Origin of the sequence: Martinezella rhizogenes, assembly GCF_000799715.1 — a bacterium.
In the GTDB taxonomy this organism is placed as follows: Bacteria; Pseudomonadota; Alphaproteobacteria; order Rhizobiales; family Rhizobiaceae; genus Rhizobium; species Rhizobium rhizogenes_C.
This window is the reverse complement of the sequence record NZ_JUHG01000019.1, coordinates 233,359-250,465: the sequence shown is the minus strand read 5'-3', so window position 1 is coordinate 250,465 and position 17,107 is coordinate 233,359. Positions and strand designations below refer to the sequence as shown.

Annotated in this window: 16 protein-coding genes and 1 pseudogene; 10 read left to right on the top strand and 7 right to left on the bottom strand. The window is 59.5% G+C overall.

The genetic code is table 11. The features are described 5' to 3' along the window. Positions 1–96: 96 nt before the first annotated feature. The gene (locus EX00_RS28950) at positions 97–1,125 is read left to right on the top strand and encodes a zinc-dependent alcohol dehydrogenase family protein (RefSeq protein WP_047465597.1); all 1,029 of its coding nucleotides are present in this window, start codon (positions 97–99) and stop codon (positions 1,123–1,125) included. Positions 1,126–1,166: 41 nt separating this feature from the next. Then, positions 1,167–1,754, top strand: a complete 588-nt coding sequence (locus EX00_RS28945) for a DUF1579 domain-containing protein (protein ID WP_155294151.1) — start codon at positions 1,167–1,169, stop codon at positions 1,752–1,754. 211 nt (positions 1,755–1,965) lie between these two features. Here EX00_RS28945 and EX00_RS28940 read toward each other — a convergent pair whose 3' ends face one another. After that, a complete protein-coding gene (locus EX00_RS28940) occupies positions 1,966–2,280 on the bottom strand; it encodes a type 2 periplasmic-binding domain-containing protein (RefSeq protein ID WP_080761349.1) in 315 nt (104 codons plus the stop codon). 58 nt (positions 2,281–2,338) lie between these two features. Between EX00_RS28940 and EX00_RS28935 the strand changes: the two genes are divergently transcribed. Then, positions 2,339–3,043, top strand: a complete 705-nt coding sequence (locus EX00_RS28935; protein ID WP_047465592.1) for an IS6 family transposase — start codon at positions 2,339–2,341, stop codon at positions 3,041–3,043. Positions 3,044–3,202: 159 nt separating this feature from the next. On the opposite strand, the gene EX00_RS28930 is transcribed toward EX00_RS28935, so the two are convergent. The 6 genes and pseudogenes from EX00_RS28930 to EX00_RS28905 form a co-directional block, all read right to left on the bottom strand. Next, the gene (locus tag EX00_RS28930; protein ID WP_047465589.1) at positions 3,203–3,811 is read right to left on the bottom strand and encodes a J domain-containing protein; all 609 of its coding nucleotides are present in this window, start codon (positions 3,809–3,811) and stop codon (positions 3,203–3,205) included. A 141-nt stretch (positions 3,812–3,952) separates the two neighbouring features. Beyond that, positions 3,953–4,312: pseudogene (locus EX00_RS28925) on the bottom strand (LLM class flavin-dependent oxidoreductase); the annotation flags it as partial. After that, positions 4,309–5,319 (bottom strand): C-terminal binding protein, encoded by a 1,011-nt coding sequence (locus EX00_RS28920; RefSeq protein ID WP_047465588.1) that lies wholly within the window; start codon positions 5,317–5,319, stop codon positions 4,309–4,311. The gene EX00_RS28920 and the pseudogene EX00_RS28925, both read right to left, overlap by 4 nt. A 21-nt stretch (positions 5,320–5,340) precedes the next feature. Next, entirely contained in the window at positions 5,341–6,243 is a 903-nt protein-coding gene (locus EX00_RS28915; protein WP_202903787.1) for an ABC transporter permease, read from the bottom strand. Further along, on the bottom strand, positions 6,240–7,058 hold the full coding sequence (locus tag EX00_RS28910) for an ABC transporter ATP-binding protein (RefSeq protein WP_052211001.1): 819 nt from the start codon (positions 7,056–7,058) through the stop codon (positions 6,240–6,242). The genes EX00_RS28915 and EX00_RS28910 overlap by 4 nt, the downstream gene beginning before the upstream one ends. Positions 7,059–7,137: 79 nt before the next feature. After that, the gene (locus EX00_RS28905; protein WP_080761348.1) at positions 7,138–8,172 is read right to left on the bottom strand and encodes an ABC transporter substrate-binding protein; all 1,035 of its coding nucleotides are present in this window, start codon (positions 8,170–8,172) and stop codon (positions 7,138–7,140) included. A 669-nt stretch (positions 8,173–8,841) separates the two neighbouring features. On the opposite strand from EX00_RS28905, the gene EX00_RS28900 reads away from it, so the two are divergent. The 7 genes from EX00_RS28900 to EX00_RS28870 all read left to right on the top strand — a co-directional run bounded on the left by EX00_RS28900 (position 8,842) and on the right by EX00_RS28870 (position 17,083). After that, positions 8,842–9,873, top strand: coding sequence for a substrate-binding domain-containing protein (locus EX00_RS28900; protein WP_047465586.1), 1,032 nt, complete (start codon positions 8,842–8,844; stop codon positions 9,871–9,873). Positions 9,874–9,946: 73 nt separating this feature from the next. Beyond that, positions 9,947–11,491: a sugar ABC transporter ATP-binding protein gene (locus EX00_RS28895; protein WP_047465583.1), complete on the top strand. Its 1,545-nt coding sequence runs from the start codon at positions 9,947–9,949 to the stop codon at positions 11,489–11,491. 28 nt (positions 11,492–11,519) lie between these two features. Then, positions 11,520–12,509: an ABC transporter permease gene (locus EX00_RS28890; RefSeq protein ID WP_155294150.1), complete on the top strand. Its 990-nt coding sequence runs from the start codon at positions 11,520–11,522 to the stop codon at positions 12,507–12,509. 1 nt (position 12,510) lies between these two features. Further along, positions 12,511–13,515 (top strand): sugar-binding transcriptional regulator, encoded by a 1,005-nt coding sequence (locus EX00_RS28885; protein WP_047465578.1) that lies wholly within the window; start codon positions 12,511–12,513, stop codon positions 13,513–13,515. Then, entirely contained in the window at positions 13,512–14,507 is a 996-nt protein-coding gene (locus tag EX00_RS28880) for an aldo/keto reductase (RefSeq protein ID WP_047465574.1), read from the top strand. The genes EX00_RS28885 and EX00_RS28880 overlap by 4 nt, the downstream gene beginning before the upstream one ends. Before the next feature lie 12 nt (positions 14,508–14,519). Continuing rightward, on the top strand, positions 14,520–16,268 hold the full coding sequence (locus EX00_RS28875) for a glycerol-3-phosphate dehydrogenase/oxidase (protein ID WP_047465571.1): 1,749 nt from the start codon (positions 14,520–14,522) through the stop codon (positions 16,266–16,268). Continuing rightward, positions 16,241–17,083 carry a class I fructose-bisphosphate aldolase gene (locus EX00_RS28870; RefSeq protein ID WP_080761347.1) on the top strand — a complete coding sequence of 281 codons (843 nt, stop codon included), beginning with the start codon at positions 16,241–16,243 and terminating at the stop codon, positions 17,081–17,083. Before EX00_RS28875 ends, EX00_RS28870 begins: the two co-directional genes overlap by 28 nt. The last annotated feature ends 24 nt before the right edge of the window (positions 17,084–17,107 follow it).

The window sequence follows — 17,107 nt, the reverse complement described above, 5'->3', positions numbered from 1 at the left end:
AGCATCTTACGCACCATAGTCGAGCAAAAATGGCGCAACTGGTGCGCTGTCCGAGGTGATACCTTCTAATCATCAAAAATCGGAAGGATTAAATCCATGCAAAACCTCATGAAGCGTTGGGAACTATCAGCCTTCAACCAAGACGGACTGAGCCTTGAACAAGTACCAGTCCCAATAGTTGGGGCTGACGAGGTGCTCGTCAGGGTCAATGCGGTCGCACTCAATTATCGCGACCAGGACGTTATTGCCGGGCGCATGGGCGAGTTCAACTTGCCGATCACCGTAGGCTCAGACATGTCGGGTAGGGTTGTCGAGGTGGGCAAGTCAGTTGAAAAGTTCGCGGTCGGAAATCGGGTGATCTCGACATTCTTTCCGGACTGGAAAGATGGTCGTCCTCTCGGGTCCGGTCGACATCCAAACTACCAATCCCTTGGCGGTCACTATCCGGGTGTCTTGAGCGAATACGTCTCTTTTCCGGCGGCATGGCTGACGAAAGGCCCATCATCACTCGACGAGGTCGAGGCCAGCACGCTTCCTTGCGCGGGTCTCACCGCCTGGTACTCGCTCGTCGAACTCGGCCGGGTCGAGAAGGGCCAGACCGTCCTGATTGAGGGAACGGGCGGTGTCGCGATCTTCGGCGCGCAGATCGCCAAGGCAAAAGGTGCGACCGTGATCCTCGTTTCCGGAAGCGACGAGAAGCTCGAACGGGCGAAGGCGCTTGGCCTTACCGATTTCGTGATCAACCGAACTCGCGAGGACTGGGTCGGTAAAGTCTACGATATCACGTCGGACCGCGGCGTCGACCATGTTCTCGAAATTGTTGGCGGCCCTCACCTCGCAAAGGCTCTCGAAGCCGTCGCGCCGGGCGGCCGCATATCGATGATCGGCGTTTTGGAAGGCGGGCAGCTGTCGGCTTCCGTTGGCCCGCTCCTTCTGACGGGTCCTGTCATTCAGGGTATTGCCGTCGGTCATCAACGCGCCCAGGAAGAGCTTGTGAGGGCGATCGACGAATTGCAGATCAAGCCCATCATCGACGCCCGCTACGGCCTATCGGATCTCCAGTCGGCTCTGGAGCACCTCAATCGGGGAGCCTTCGGTAAGATCGTCGTCGACTTCTCTCTTTGATCGAACAACGGAAAAGGTGAACCATGTACCGTCGAGATTTCATGAAGACGACAGCGTTCTTCGGTGCCGCAGTAGCAGGCGCCGCTGCCATCGCTTCGAGCGCCGAAGCAACCAACGGGGTGGAACTGAACGAGCTGGGATCCGAAGGCGAGACCCTTGCGAGGCGGGTCGGCCTTTGGGATCTGACCGAAACCCGCTGGACCAAACCGGGCGCCGAGCCCGAGGCATCGAGAGGGCTTGTCGCCGAACGCCTCATGATGGGTTCACTCCTTCAGGAAATCATCCGCCCAGCGGACGATATTTCGCGACGGGCCGTGAAAAGGACCGATCTCCTTACGTTCGACCGCGTTGAGGCCCGATGGCAATATGTCTCGTTCGATACACGTGATCCGGTCGGCCTGATGCCGGCTTGGAGCAGGAATGCTGGTGACGGTAAAACGATCGACTTGGATTTCTTCCCGATTGCCGCATGGAGCGACGGCGGAAGTGCTGGGACCCTCATGCGAATGCGTCAGGTGACACGGTTCGATGGGCCGGATTCTGATAGCAAGGATCAATATTTCACCTTGGCCAACGGGGAAGGCATCGAATGGTTGGGGCATCGATATAGTTATAGTCGGCGTGGTTGAATCAAATCTGGCGGGCGTCGTAGTGAAGGCGGTTGACGGCAATGACCCCTTGATGGGCTGCGGCCCAATCGGCGAGGTGTCTAGCGGTTTCTGACAGAGAATGTCCGAGCGGCGTCAACGTGTATTCGAGCTTACGCGATCAAGAAGTTCTCAAGCTTTGCAGATAGTCGGGAACGGCAACGCGGCAGGGCGCTTTCGCCGAGAGCTTGCCCTAAGCAGTGCGCGGTGCGGCGACTGTGGCGCCGGTGATTCTGTGCCTATCCAATGCCTCGGCAATGAGTCCGGCCGCTTTCACACGCTCGACAAAATCAGACAAATGCACCTCGGCGGCACCGCCGTGTGAGCGGGCGACGCCCATAGCCTGCTCAATGACGATAAAGCGCTCCGGCAGCAGTCTCAGGCCGCCGAGCATTGCGGCATCTTTCTCAAGCTGTTGGCGGACGCCGGCGGCGACGTCAGCATGTGTCTTGAGGAAGGTCTCGATGACGGCAGGCGATGTCGGCGCATGCTCGAGGTTATGTTGCAAATCCCATTCGTTAGGATCGACGTGGCATTGATCTCCGGTAATGTTCCGGAGATTGGCAATGTTTAAAGGTCGGCATTTCGAGCAGTCTATGATCTTGTTGTGCGTGCGTTGGTATCTGACTTATGGCCTGAGCCTACGCGACCTGAAGGAAATAATGGCCGAGCGGGGCATCAGCGTCGATCATTCGACGATCCACCGCTGGGTCGTGCACTTTGCGCCCCTGCTGGCGGAGCGGTTCAACCGGCGCAAGCGCGTCGTCACCGGCAAATGGCATGCCGACGAGACGTATATCAAGGTTCGCGGTCGTTGGACATATCTCTATCGGGCGATCGACTGCAACGGATGCACGGTCGAGTTCTGGCTCAGCGAGCATCGTGACCTATCTGCCGCCAAAAGCGTCTTCAAAAGGGCGTTCGCTCGGCATGGCCGGCCGGAACGCGTTGTTATCGACGGCAGCCAGACCAACCGGGAAGCGATCATTTCCTGCGACACCGTCAGCCGCCTTCAGGATCGATCGCGCCGCCGGCTTGAACCCGTCCGCATCCGACAAAGTCAGTATCTGAACAACCGCATCGAGCAGGACCATCGGCGGATAAAGCGATGCGTCAGACCGATGCTCGGCTTCAAGTCTTTCAGATCCGCAGTCGCAACATTGTCTGGCATCGAGATGATCCACATGCTGCGCAAGCGCCAGCTGCAAGACGCTCACACTGCCAGCTTGTCGATCGCCAAACAGTTCGAAACCCTTGTCGCTGCGATCTGAGCAGACGCAGAAATCGTCCAGCCGCGCGGATACCTCAAATTTTGCAACAGAACCTTCCGGGTTCGGTGCACGACAGCGCATTCAAGCTCTGACATCAGGCGGATGCCATCCGGTCCCTCAAGGAACTGCAGCTTCACGTAACCCGATGGTAGAAACCTTTCAGCAGAATCCGTTCAGCTTGAGGATCTTATGCGCTTCGATCGATGCTCGAAGCTCGTCCTCGGAAGTGCGGTCGCCTTGGTTGGCATCCGGATGGTGCATTTTGAGCCTTTCCTTATAGCGGCTTTTGATGTCCTCCGGCGTCGCGTCCGGCGAAAGACCGAGTGTCTCAAATGCCTTGGCTTCCAGCACCTTGAGTTTGCGCATCTGCAAATCGGCCTTTTGCGCCTTGCGCTGCGCGGCGGTTTTGCGGGCATTCAATGTCTGCGCAGAACCGGAACGGACAGTGGACGGCATCGGTATTTCGGGAGCCTGATTAACGGTGGTCCCCCAGGTCGGACGGCCGCCTACGGCTGCTTCCCTCTGATAGCGGGCAATGTCCTTGTCAGATTGATCCGCCGCGAAATTGTACCCCTTATTATATTCCTTCACGTGTTCAAGACAGAAGAACAGATACAGGCCCTCCGCATCCCGTCCTACCGGGGCGCGATGCGGACCATTCTTTTCGCAGCCGTCCCATTGGCATCTGGGACCGGTGGGTTCGCTTTGCGGAGCAGGCCTCTTGCGAGTTGATTTAAGGCCAACGAATATCTTCGAATCAAGCGTCATGGCACCTATATGGCCGTTGCACTTCATCTCGGCAAGAAATAGCGAATTGGCTGTTAACGGATTGCAGGAAATCTGCGGATATTCCGGTCAATTCACCAACCACCTGCAGTGCGAATGGCACGTGGGGTCAAGACGCCGCTTACCTTCATTATCGCCGAAGATCTGGTGTAAATTAATCGACCATGCGTGGAGCGCGCCGCTCAGCTGATCGAGTGTCGCCGCTGAAGAGGCGAAATTCGCTGGTTTCTAATAGCCAGGGCGAACCGCAATCAGAGGCTCAAAGGTTGTGGTCCAGGCAACAAGTGCCGTTGCGATGGTGGACGTGTCGGGCCGGTCCCAGCCAGTGCTGATCAGGGCGCCTTTCCAGCCATGCTGTTCAAGAGCCTTGGCCTGAGTCGTCAGCGTCTCCAGGCTGTTGTGATCAGGATCAGCCGCGCCACCGCGATGACCGGCCTTCACGTCGTTGGGAATATACCAGAGAAACTCGGAATGGCTGCTCATGATCTATCTGTCACCTGATTTCGAAGTCTTCCTTCATCGAGCAATATCCTGACCGTCTTTGCCGCGTTCCGGCGCATCTCGATGGCTGCATGATCGGAGTAGAAGGCATTGTGCGGCGTGATCACCAAACGTCCTGCGAGCCAGTCCTCTCGCTCGCGCCAGGCTTTCAGCAAAGGATGATCGCCGGGCGGCTCCTCGACCAGAGTATCTATGGCAGCAGCGGCGAGATGGCCGCTCCGCAGCGCCCTTTCGAGCGCATCAAGATCGTCGATCAATTCACCGCGCGCCGTATTGACGACAATCGCTCCGGGCTTGAGACGGCCAAGGCCATCACCGTTCAACATACCGCGCGTTTCCGCGTTGGCCGGGCAGTGGAGCGTAACGATGTCCGAGCGCGCAAGAAGGTCGTCCAGTCGTTCCGCACGCTCGTAGCCGACTGCCTTTTCGTGCCCGGGCGGCTGGCCGGGATCGTAGCCGAGGATATGAAAGCCGAAGGGCTTCAGCCGGTTGATGACCGCCGTGCCGATCCGGCCAACGCCGATGACACCGACCGTTGCCCGGTTCGAGCGGGGAAGTGGTTTGAGGCTGTGGACCTGCCAGCCGGACGTATAGGTGCGGGCGCGCGCGTCATGCTCGAAGAGCCGCCGGTGCAAGGACAGCATCATGGCCAGTGCATGATCGGCGACCTCCTCCGTGCCGTAATCAGGATTGTTGGCGAACGGGATGCCGGCTCTGGCCAGCGCGACCAGATCGATCTTCTCATAGCCGACGCCATAGCGAATGACGCCCCTGCAGCGGGTCAGGTGCGCTATGCTTTGGGCTCCGAGCCGCGCACCCCACACCATCAAGGCGTCGAGCCTTGAAAGGCGTTCGGCGGAGAAAGATGCTTCGTCCCTGCTGTCGAAGAAGTCGATCTCGACATCGCCGCCAAGGATCTCGGCCTCGAGATCGGGCGAACCGATCATGTGGTCGGTAATCCCGACCACGTACTTCTGTTCTGCTGTCATTCCTGCATGTCCTCGGCCGCGCTAGCGCGTCATTCCCCATTTCGCCACGGTTCGGTTCTCCAGCTGACGGAACAGCACGTTTTCGACCAAAAGCCCGAACAGGATGACCATGATCAGGCCGGCAAAAACCCGGTCGGTGTAGAGTTCGTTGCGGTTCTGGAAGATATACCAGCCGAGCCCGCCCTTGCCGGAAGAGGCGCCGAAGACAAGCTCAGCCGCGATCAGGGTACGCCAGGCAAAGGCCCAGCCGATCTTGAGCCCGGCGATGATGGACGGCAGCGCGGCCGGCACCAGGATCAGAAGCACATAGCGCAGCCCCCGCAGGCCGTAATTGCGGCCGGCCATTCGCAAGGTTTCCGGCACGCCGGTGAAGCCGGTATACATATTGAGGGCCAGCGGCCATAGCACGGAATGGATCAGCACGAAGACAAGGCTCCCTTGCCCCAGCCCGAACCACAGGAGCGCCAGCGGCAGCAAGGCGATCGGCGGCAGGGGATTGAGCATCGAGGTGAGGGTGGACAGGAGGTCGCGGCCGATCTGGGTCGATACGGCCAGCGATGTCAGCACGAAGGCCAGAACGACGCCTGCCGCATAGCCCTTGACCAGCACATCGAGGGAGTTGAGCGCGCGGGCAGGAATGATGCCACTTGAAATATCCTCAACGAGCGCCTTGATGGCGGCGGAGAACGGCGGCAGCAACAACTCGTTTCCTTGCAGCCGGGCGGCAATTTCCCAGAGCAAGGCAAGACAAATCAGGATCAGGCTCTTGCGCAACCAGGTATACTGCCAGAGGCGCTGATGCAGCGAGAGTGTCTCTTCGTGTTTCGCTTCCGCAAGCGGCTCGATTGGCAGCTCGTATTCCGGCCGGACCGGCGGCGAAACTCGGTTGCCGTTCCTTGCATCCATGCTCACGACGTCCGTCATGCCTCGGCTCCATCAACGGCTTCGGCTTCCTCGAAAAGAAGGCGGTGAATGCGGTTGGCCGCCGCCTGGAACTGCGGGCTTCCGCCGCTATGCAGATCCCATTCATGGGCGTTGATCTCGGCCCGCATCCGACCGGGATGGGGCGACAGAAGCGCGATGCGATTGCCCACCACAAGTGCTTCCTCGATGGAATGGGTCACGAAGAGCAGGGTGAAGCGAACCTCTTCCCAAAGCGCCAGCAACTCTTCCTGCATCTTGCGCCGGGTGAGGGCATCGAGTGCGGCAAAGGGTTCATCCATCAGCAGCACTCGCGGTTCCATGGCAAGTGCGCGGGCAATGGCCACTCTTTGCTTCATGCCGCCGGACAGCGTGTTCGGATAGGCGTCTGCAAAAGGGCTCAGGCCGACTTTCTCGATATAGTGGTCGGCGCGTTCGGCAGCCTCCTTGCGGCTGAGGCGGCCTGAAACACGCACCGGGAAGGCCACGTTCTCGCGAACCGTCTTCCATGGCGGCAACTGGTCGAATTCCTGGAAGACCACAACGCGGTCAGGGCCGGGTCCGTTCACCGGGCGCCCGTCCAGGAGGATGCGGCCCTGCCGAGGCGCAATGAAGCCGCCCACGGCTTTCAGCAAGGTCGACTTGCCGCAGCCCGAGGCGCCGAGAAGAATGAAGCGGTCGGCCTCCCAGACATCGAAACTGACATTTTGCGTTGCGCGCACCACCCGACCGGGCGCCTGGTATTCCAGGGTGACGCCCTCGACCGAAAGAAGGGGCGGAACACCGTTCTCCCGAACGGGTGCAGATATGCCGTCCATTCTCTATTCCATCAGGTTGACGGCCCAGAACCGGTTTGCATCGCATCCAGTCCTGAGCCGTGAAGGTTGTGATGCGATATCAGCTGCCGTTTTCGCCGTATGCCTCGGGGAAGAAATAGTCCTTCCAGGAGCCGGCGTTGTTCTTCAGCACACCCAGCTTGTGAAGCTCCGCCGCGTAAACGAAAGTGTTCTGCGGGACGATCGTGAAGGAATTCTCGGGATCGTTGATGATGTCGAGAACCAGTTGAGGCGAGAGCTTGGAACCCTGCTGACGGATAAAGGTTTCTGCCGCCTTCTGCTTGTTTGCGTTGATCCAATCTGCAGCTTCGCGTAACGCGGCGTAGAAGGCGGCATAGGTTTTCGGATTTTCGTCGTGGAAGGCCGTGCTGGTGTAAAGCACGTTGAAGGTCGCCGGCCCGCCCAGAATGTCATAGGAACTGATGACCTTGTGCACGGCCTTGTTGCCCTGCAGCGCCTGATAATAGAAGGGCGCGGAGGAAAAATGCGAGTTCACCTCGGTGCCACCGGAAATCAGCGAGGCGGTCGCGTCGGGGTGGGGAAGGCTAACGGAAATCTGGTCGAGCTTCTGGAAGTTGTCAGCTCCAAAGAGCTTGGCAGCCTCGATCTGCAACGTCCGCGACTGGAAGCCGACACCGGCGGCAGGCACAGCGATCCGGTCCTTGTCGCTGAAATCCTTTAGCGTGTGAACATTAGGATTGGTCGTCAGCAGATAGTTCGGCAACGAGCCGAGAGCTGCCACCAGCTTAACGTTACCCTTGGTGCGATCCCACATCGTCAAGGCCGGAGGTACGCCTGCCGATACGATATCGAGATTGTTGGCCAGAAGCGCCTCGTTCATCGCGGTCGCACCGGAAATGCTCGCCCACTCCACCTCGATATCGACGCCAGCTTCCTTGCCATGTTTTTCGATTAGTTTCTGGTCGCGAACGACGTCCAGGATCAGGTAGGAAATGCCGAACTGCTGTGCAATCCTGATCTTGCCCTCGGCTGCGGCCTGTCCTGCAAGCAGTGTGGCGGCAATGCCGAATGCCGCGCCAAGTGCCACGCGGCGACCAAATTTGACGCTCAATGTGCCAAGGCCAAGTGCCTTCATAAATACCCCTATTCGGCCGAATGATCTAAGTGAACGCGATGAAGCGCGTGCTTCTCCGCGAGGATTTCTTGGAAAGCCGCATCTTCGCTAGAGACGAGAACCAGCCCGTAGCGAGCAGGCTAAATTTCAAGATCAAATCTATCAACATGATAGTGTTCTATTCTGGCGCGTGAAATGAGAGCAGAATCGCTCCGTTTTGTCGAAAAGTCGAAAAATCTACTTGGCGCGCATTGTTCTGCTTGAAGCAGGCGACTTCGCGGGGGTGTTTTTCGGTGCGATGCGGCGGCGGGGATTACTACTCCGCCGCTATCGCCGTGGAGATCGAGCGTGCGTCGATAAGCATGGCAGCCTCGCCAAGCGCCTGGCTGACGCGACCGAGAATGGCGATAGATCACTGTCCGGTCTGCGGGTTGTCTCTTGAGCATGACCGATCATCGAGGAAGGCAAGCCGAAGATGATTGTTCGCAATCCAGGGGTGGACGGACCTCTTCGGCCTCCGGCTGACCCTTTGTTGTGAAATATATTTCAGAATGTGAATTATATTGACATATCGTCTTTCCCGAGGCTAACTGCAATCACCGGGGTTCGAGGAGGAAGTCCGGTTTCATGAACAAGGCGCAATGTGCGCCATCGGCTTTTTGGGAGGGGCGTCAGCCTCGAGGAGGAACTTTGCGCAATTTTCTGGGCACGACAGCGATGGCTGTTTTGGCTGTCGCGACGTTGAGCACGGCTGCGTCAGCGGCTGAAACGGAAAACCCGTTTCGCTGCAAGCCGGGTGAGAAATACGTCATGAACGTCATGGTTTCGGGTGTCGAATACTGGTTCCCGGTCTACGAGATGTTTAAGCAGGCCGGCAAACAGCTCGGCTGCGAAACCGCCTACACCGGTACGCCGGAATATGACGTCAACAAGCAGATTGCTACTTTCGATCAGGCGCTTGCCCAGAATCCGGCGGGTATTCTCGTTCATCCGATGAACTCCGACCCCTTCATTGAACCCATCAATCGGGCGATCGATCAGGGCACGGCAGTCGTCACATTCGCCGCGGACTCGCCGCTCTCCAAGCGCATCTCCTTCATCACCTCGGACAATAATCGCGAAGGCGCCTATGCTGCCGATGCGATCGCCGAAAAGCTTGGCGGCAAGGGCGAATACGCGGTGCTGGAAAATCCGGGGCAGGATAACCATGACAAGCGCATCGCCGCTTTCATCGCTCGTATGGAAACAAAGTATCCTGGCATGAAGCTCGTCGGACGGGCCGCGTCGAACCAGGACCCGAACAAGGCCTATCAAGGTCTCATGAGCCTGGTGCAGGCGCATCCGAACCTCAATGCCGTGTTCATGCCGGAGGCAAATTCGGCGATCGGTGCGGCCCAGGCCAACAAGGAAAGCGGCGGCAAGATCCTCGTCATGTGCGCCGACGTCAACGCCAACATCCTCGACATGATCAAGGCCGGCGAAGTGTTCGGCTCGATCAATCCGAACCAGGGCATGCAGGGTTACATGGGCTTCATGATGCTGTGGTTTGCCAAGCATCCGGAGCTGATCGACCCGATGAACGATGCCAAGCGCTCAGGCTTCAACCCGATGAGCATTCCCTTCGTCGACAATGGTCTGTCGATCGTGACGGTGGCCAATGCCGATGATTTCTATTGGGACAAGTATCTGAAGCGCCGTGGCACGAAGGGCATTGAGGAGTAAGCCTCGCGAAGCGGCTGTCCGGGATGAGGAGATCCCGGACAGCCGATGCGAGGCGGATAAGGGAGAGGATCTTATGGTGCAGGCGCCGGTCTTGGAGATACGCAATGTCAGCAAACACTTCGGTGCCATCAAGGCGCTGACGGATGTGGCATTCACCCTTGAAAAGGGCGAGGTGCATGCGCTCTGTGGTGAAAACGGCGCAGGCAAGTCGACACTCATGAATATTATCGCTGGCGTGCTGCAGCCGAATGAGGGAGAAATCCTCATCAATGGCGCGCTCGTGAAGATTACGTCTCCCGCCTTTGCCCAATCGCTGGGCATAGGTCTCGTCCACCAAGAAATCGCGCTTTGCCCAGATGCGACGGTTGCCGAGAACATGTTCATGGCGACAACCAACCGGCGCCGGTCACCCCTGATGAATTTTTCCAGACTGGAGCGGGAAGCGCAGGCGGTGATGAACCGTCTTGCTCCCATCGACGTCCGCCAGAAGGTCGACGATCTGCCGATTTCCAGCCAGCAGTTGGTCGAGATCGCCAAGGCGCTGACGCTCGACTGCCGTATTCTCATTTTTGACGAGCCGACAGCGGCGTTGACCGAAGCGGAAGCCCAGGTGCTCTTCGGCATCATTAACGACCTGAAGGCCCATGGAATATCCATCGTCTATATCAGCCATCGCATGGCGGAGATCTTCAGCCTCTGCGACCGCGTCACCATCTTTCGTGACGGGCGCTATGTTTCGACCGAACAAGTGTCCGATATAACGGCGGAGGATGTGGTGCGCCGCATGGTCGGACGCGAGATTACGCAACTCTATCCGGAAAAGCAGCCCGTGGTCGAGCGCACCGGCGAAGCCATCCTTTCCGTCCGCAATCTCGGCGACGGCAAGCGTTTTCAGGATATCAGCTTCGAATTGCGCAAAGGCGAAATTCTCGGGATCGGCGGTCTGATCGGTTCCGGCCGGACCGAGATCGCGGAGGGCATTTGCGGGCTGTGCCAAACCACGGAAGGCGAGGTTCGACTGCTCGGCAATGCCCTCCATGCGTCATCCTATGCAGACTCGGTGCGAGCGGGTGTCGTTTACCTGTCGGAAGATCGCAAGGGGTCCGGCGTGTTTCTCGATCTGTCGATCGCACAGAACATAGCGGCTCTCGACCTTAAGTCGCTGACCGGCCCCTTCGGGCTCTTGAATACGAAGGCGGAGGCTGAGCGCGCGCATGATCTTGCGCGCCGGCTCGGCGTTCGCATGGGCGGCATAGACATGCCGGTCTCGTCGCTCTCGGGCGGCAATCAGCAGAAGGTCGCCATCGCCAAGCAACTGGCGGTCGACCCGAAAGTGATCCTCATGGATGAACCGACGCGGGGCATCGACGTCGGCGCGAAATCCGAGATTCATCGCCTGCTGCGTGACCTTGCCCGTTCCGGGATCGGTATCGTCGTCATCACGTCGGAACTGCCGGAGCTCCTCGGTCTCTGCGACCGGGCGATCGTCATCCGCGAAGGCATGGTGGCCGGCGAACTCGAAGGCGAGGCGATGACGGAAGAATCCATTATGAGGCTCGCATCCGGCATCGCGTCGAGGCAGCACACCACATCGAAGGCATCAGAACATGCCGTCTGAAGAACAAGCAGGGACGGGAGACCAGGCAATGACAGATCAAGCATTGGCGGTGGGGAAAGGGCGTCCTTCCTCCTGGAGGAGGCTGGGAACGATGCGGGAAGCGGGGCTGATTGCGATTATTCTCGCACTCTGCGTCCTCATGAGTTTTGCCTCTCCGCACTTTCTCACGCTTGGCAATTTCAGGGCCATGCTGATGTCGTTCTCGGTGGAGGGCATCGTCGTTGTCGGCATGACGATCCTTCTGATCGTGGGGGGTATCGACCTCTCGGTCGGGTCGGTCGTCTGCTTCTCGATGGTCCTGTCCGGGTCGCTGTTCCTGATGGGAGTGGATCCATGGAGCGCATCGCTGATCGGCATTCTTGCCAGTGCCCTGATCGGTTGCGTCATGGGCTTTTTCGTCACGGTGATCGGCCTCAACCACTTCATCACGTCGCTTGCCGCGATGGTCATCGTGCGCGGCATATGCCTGATCATTACCAAAGGGACGCCGCTTTCGCTGTTTACGCTGCCACCGTCCTTCAAGGCCATCGGACAAGGCACGTTCTACGGAGTGCCCTATGTCATCCTGATCTTCGTGGCGATCGTCGCCATCTTCGACTTCCTGCTGCGCCGTGCGACGGCGTTCCGGAGGGTTTTCTATACCGGCAGCAATGAGAAGGCGGCGCTCTACTCCGGGATCAAGACCAACCAGGTCAAGTTCTGGGTCACCGTGCTTTGCACCACGCTGTCGGGCGTTGCGGGTGTCATCTATATGTCGCGCTTCGGTGCGGCGACGCCCACATTCGGCGTCGGAATGGAGCTCAACATCATCGCAGCGGCCGTCATCGGCGGGGCGTCCCTGAGCGGCGGTTCCGGGACCATCCTCGGTGCGATCCTTGGCATTGCTCTTTTGTCGGTCGTGACAAGCTCGCTGATCCTACTCGACATCTCTGTCTATTGGCAGGACATGATCAAAGGCTGCATTCTGCTTGCCGCCGTCTCCATCGACCATTTCCTGCACAAGCGGAAGGCTGCCTGACATGCCGATTGCAAAGCCCAAATTTGCCTCTGCGCCCCGCGAGGAAATCGTTATCGCACGCCAGATGCACCAGGCTCTCGTGTTGCACTTCCTCGAGGGTCTGACACAGGCGCAGATCGCCGATCAGCTCGGCATCTCGCATGCCACCGTAAACCGGCTGATCAAGCGCGGCCGGCAACTCGGCCTGGTCGAGATCAAGATTAAGTCCCCGGTCGAGCCGCTTGTCGACATGGAAGAGCAGCTTCTGGCGCTTGGCGGCATCAGCCGGGCCATCGTCGTGCCGACCGTATCCGACAACCCGCAGACTGCGTTGCAGGCGGTTGGCGAGGCGGCGGCACGCCTGCTGCTGGAGGAGATTGCCGATGGCGATACGATCTGCATCACTGGTGGCAAGGGCGTCAGTGCGGTCGTTGCCGGTCTTCAGCCGCCGCATCGTTTCGACATCGAAGTCATTCCGGCGACGGGCTGCGTTCAGGGCAAGCACTATACGGACGTGAACCATGTCTCGACGATGATGGCCGACCGTCTCGGCGGCCGCTCGTTCCAGATCCACGCGCCGCTTTTTGCCGATAGCGCGGCCGAGCGCGGAATGCTGATCAACATGCGCTCTGTCGCCGACGTCTTCAAACGGGCGCGCGAGGCCAAGGTGGCGATCGTCGGCATTGGCTCCATTCTCTCCGACGATTCCAGCTATTACGACCTGCACCCCTCTTCGAGTACTGACCGCGCGGCAATCGAACGCTCTGGCGCCTCATGCGAACTGCTTGCCCATCTGCTCGATGACCGGGGCAGGGTTTGCGACTATAGCCTCAACCGATCGCTGGTCTCGCTGACCCTTTCGGAGTTTGCTTCCATTCCGACGAAAATCGGTGTGGCAAGCGGGCCGAACAAGGCCGGGCCTATCCTCAGCGTCATGCGTGGGCATCATCTCGATACGCTGGTCACCGACGAGGCAACGGGGGCGCGTGTTCTGGCGCTCGCAAACGGCGAAGGACGACGCGCATGAGCGGGCAACAGTTGATACGAGAGATAGGCAGGTCAGGCGTCGCCGCCTCGGCGGTCGGCCTTGGAACATGGGCGATCGGCGGCTGGATGTGGGGCGGCACGGACGAGGCGGAATCGATCGCCGCGATCCAGGCATCGCTGGGTGCCGGCGTCACGCTGATCGATACCGCACCGGCCTACGGGCTCGGCCGCTCAGAGGAGATCGTCGGCAAGGCGCTGGCGGGCCGCCGCGACAAGGCTGTTATCGCCACCAAATGTGGCCTCGTATGGCACACCGACAAGGGCAGACATTTCTTCGATCAGGATGGCAGACCGGTTCACCGCTATCTTGGCCGCGATGCGATCTTCCACGAAATCGAGGAAAGCCTGCGGCGCCTCGGCACCGACTATATCGATCTCTACATCACCCATTGGCAGGATCCGACGACCCCGGTCGAGGAGACGATGCGGGCGCTGGAAGATCTGAAGGCATCGGGCAAGATACGGGCGATCGGCGCCAGTAATGTCGGAGTGCCGGAACTTGAAGCCTATATTTCAACTGGCGGCCTGGATGCTATCCAGGAACGTTTCAGCATGATCGACCGGGAGATCGAGACCGATCTGCTGCCATTGACCCGAGCGAACGGCATTTCGACACTAAGCTATTCCTCGCTTGCGCTCGGCCTTTTGTCTGGTGCGATCGGACCCGACCGGGTCTTTTCCGGCGACGATCAACGGCTGGGTAATCCGCGCTTCTCCGTTTCCAACCGCGAAAAGGTGTTGGCTTTTGCGTCCGCCATCCGACCGGTTGCCGATAAGCACAAGGCCAGCATCGCTCAGACCGTCATTGCCTGGACGCTTTCCAGGCCCGGCGTCACCTTTGCTCTTTGCGGTGCGCGCAATCCCGCGCAGGCGCTCGACAATGCCCGGGCCGGAACCATCCGGCTGGATGCGGATGATCGATCAGCCATCGACGCAGCCATTTCAGCGAAACTGACTGACATGAACAGGTAACGGGTCGCCATCATGAATCGTGAAGAGACGTTAGACGGGCTTCGCCGGAGCCCGAAGGTGGACGTGTGTGTCATCGGCGGCGGGATCAACGGCATCAGTGTCTTCCGGGAGCTGGCGCTGCAGGGGCTGAACGTGCTTCTCGTCGAGAAGCACGACTATTGCTCCGGCGCGAGCGCCGCGTTGTCGCGCATGGTGCATGGCGGCCTTCGCTACCTCGAGAACGGCGAGTTCAAGCTGGTACAGGAGTCTCTTGCCGAGCGTGACCGGTTGCTGCGAAACGCCCCGCACTACGTCGCCCCTCTGCCGACCACGGTGCCGGTCTTCGATATTTTTTCCGGGCTTGGCAACGGTATCGTTCGCTTCCTGGGGTTGACCCGCCGGCCCAGCCGCCGTGGCGCCGTCGCGATCAAGGCAGGGCTCAGCATCTACGATTTCCTGACACGCAAGCGGGCCATGATGCCGCATCACCAGTTTCGCGGGCGGCGGGCGACGCTCAGCAAGTGGCCGGCGCTCAATCCCGACATCAAGAGTTCGGCCACCTATTACGACGCCTGGGTCAGCTATCCGGAGCGCCTGGGCATCGAATTGCTGGATGACGGGCTATCTGCAGGGCCGCAGGCGTGGGCGCTGAACTACGCCGATATCCGCGCGGCCGGTAAAGGCCGATATCTCGTGCACGACACTATCACCGGCTCGTCAGTGACGATCGAGCCCACACTCATCATCAACGCAACTGGCGGATGGATCGACATTACCAACGGCACGCTCTCTACGCCGGACACGCGGACGGCACCACTGATGGGTGGAACCAAAGGATCCCATCTCATCATCGACAACGCGGCGCTTTACGAAGCGCTGGCCGGCCACATGATCTACTACGAGAACGAGGACGGCCGGATCTGCATTCTATTTCCTTATCTGGGTAAGGTTCTGGTTGGCTCCACCGATATCCGCATCGACGACCCCGATACCGTGCGCTGCGAAGCGGATGAACGGGACTACATATTGCAGTCCCTGTCATTCGTCCTTCCCGGCATCCAGATCCGGCCGGAAGAGATCAGCTTCCAATTTTCGGGCGTGCGTCCGCTGCCAGCCAGCACGGACAGCTTTACCGGCCGCATCCCGCGCGATCATTTCTGCACGGTCGTGGACGCCGACGATGGTGGTCCGTCGGTGCTGTGCATGATCGGCGGCAAATGGACGACTTTTCGATCGTTCGGCGAACTCGCGGCCGATCTCGCTCTCGAGCGGCTTGGCAAAGAACGCCGTATTTCGACAGCCGATCGGGCGATCGGCGGCGGGCGGAGATTTCCCCTGGATCGCGCTGCCTGGATTGCTCAGGTGGCTGCGGAGAAAGGAATTCCAGGTAGCCGGATGGCGACACTTTTCGGCCGTTACGGCACGCAAGCGGAAGCGTTCGCCGGTTTCATTGCGATGGCGCCAGATAGGCCCATGCCGCATCCGGACTACTCGGAGCGCGAACTGCTCTTTCTCATCCGCAACGAAGCGGCGGAACATCTCGATGATCTGCTGCTGAGGCGCACCACGCTTGCGATATCAGGCAATCTCTCCCAGCGGATGATGGACGCGGTGCTCGATCTTCTGGCGGAGCAGAAAGCCTGGACGCCAGCGCAGCGTGGGGTCGAGCGCGACCGTTTTCTTACCCTTTTGCGCGAACGCCATGGCGTTACCGAAAACACCCTTTCCGAACGGAACGAACAAAGGAGCATGGAATGCGAAGCAACAGCAAAGTCCGGATGAACCGGCTGTTCAACGGCGGCCGCTGCCTGGATGTGGCCATCGATCACGGTGTCTGCAACGAGCCGTCCTTCCTCAGCGGCCTCGAAGATATGCCGGCCGTCGTCAAGACCCTGGTGGAGGCGGCACCCGATGCGATCCAGATGAACTACGGCCAGGCCGACCTGCTGCAGAATGCCATTGGCAAGGGCAAGCCGGCGCTGGTGATGCGCATCGACATGGGAAACCCGTATAATCGTACGCGTCACCGGGACATGTGGGCTGTGCTCCAGAACGAAGCCGAGCCGCTGATCGGCGCGATCGAGATGGATGCGGCCTGCGTCGTCGTCAATCTCTTCATGCTTCCCGACGAGCCCGACCTCTTTCGTCAGTGCGTGCAGAACATTGCCCGCGTGCGCGCGGATTGTGACAAATATGGCCTGCCGCTGATGATCGAACCGCTGGTGATGCAGCCGGTCGACAAGGCCGGTGGCTACATGGTCGATGGCGATGCGGACAAGATCGTGACGTTGACACGGCTTGCCCGAGAGATGGGGGCGGATATCGTCAAGGCGGACCCGACAAGCAATGCAGAGGATTTTCACAGGGTTGTCGAGGCGGCCCGCTGCCCGGTTCTGGTCCGCGGCGGCGGCAAGGAAGACCTTCGCGCCGTCTTCGACAAATCCGCGGCCTTGATGCGGCAGGGTGCCATGGGCATGGTCTATGGGCGCAATATCTATCAGCATGCCAATCCAGGCGCTGTCGTGCGCGGATTGATGGCGATCATACATGACGACGCCGGCGGCGAGGATGCTTTCGCGCTCTATCAGCGCGGCTGACAATAAAGACGGAAGCCTTGGGAG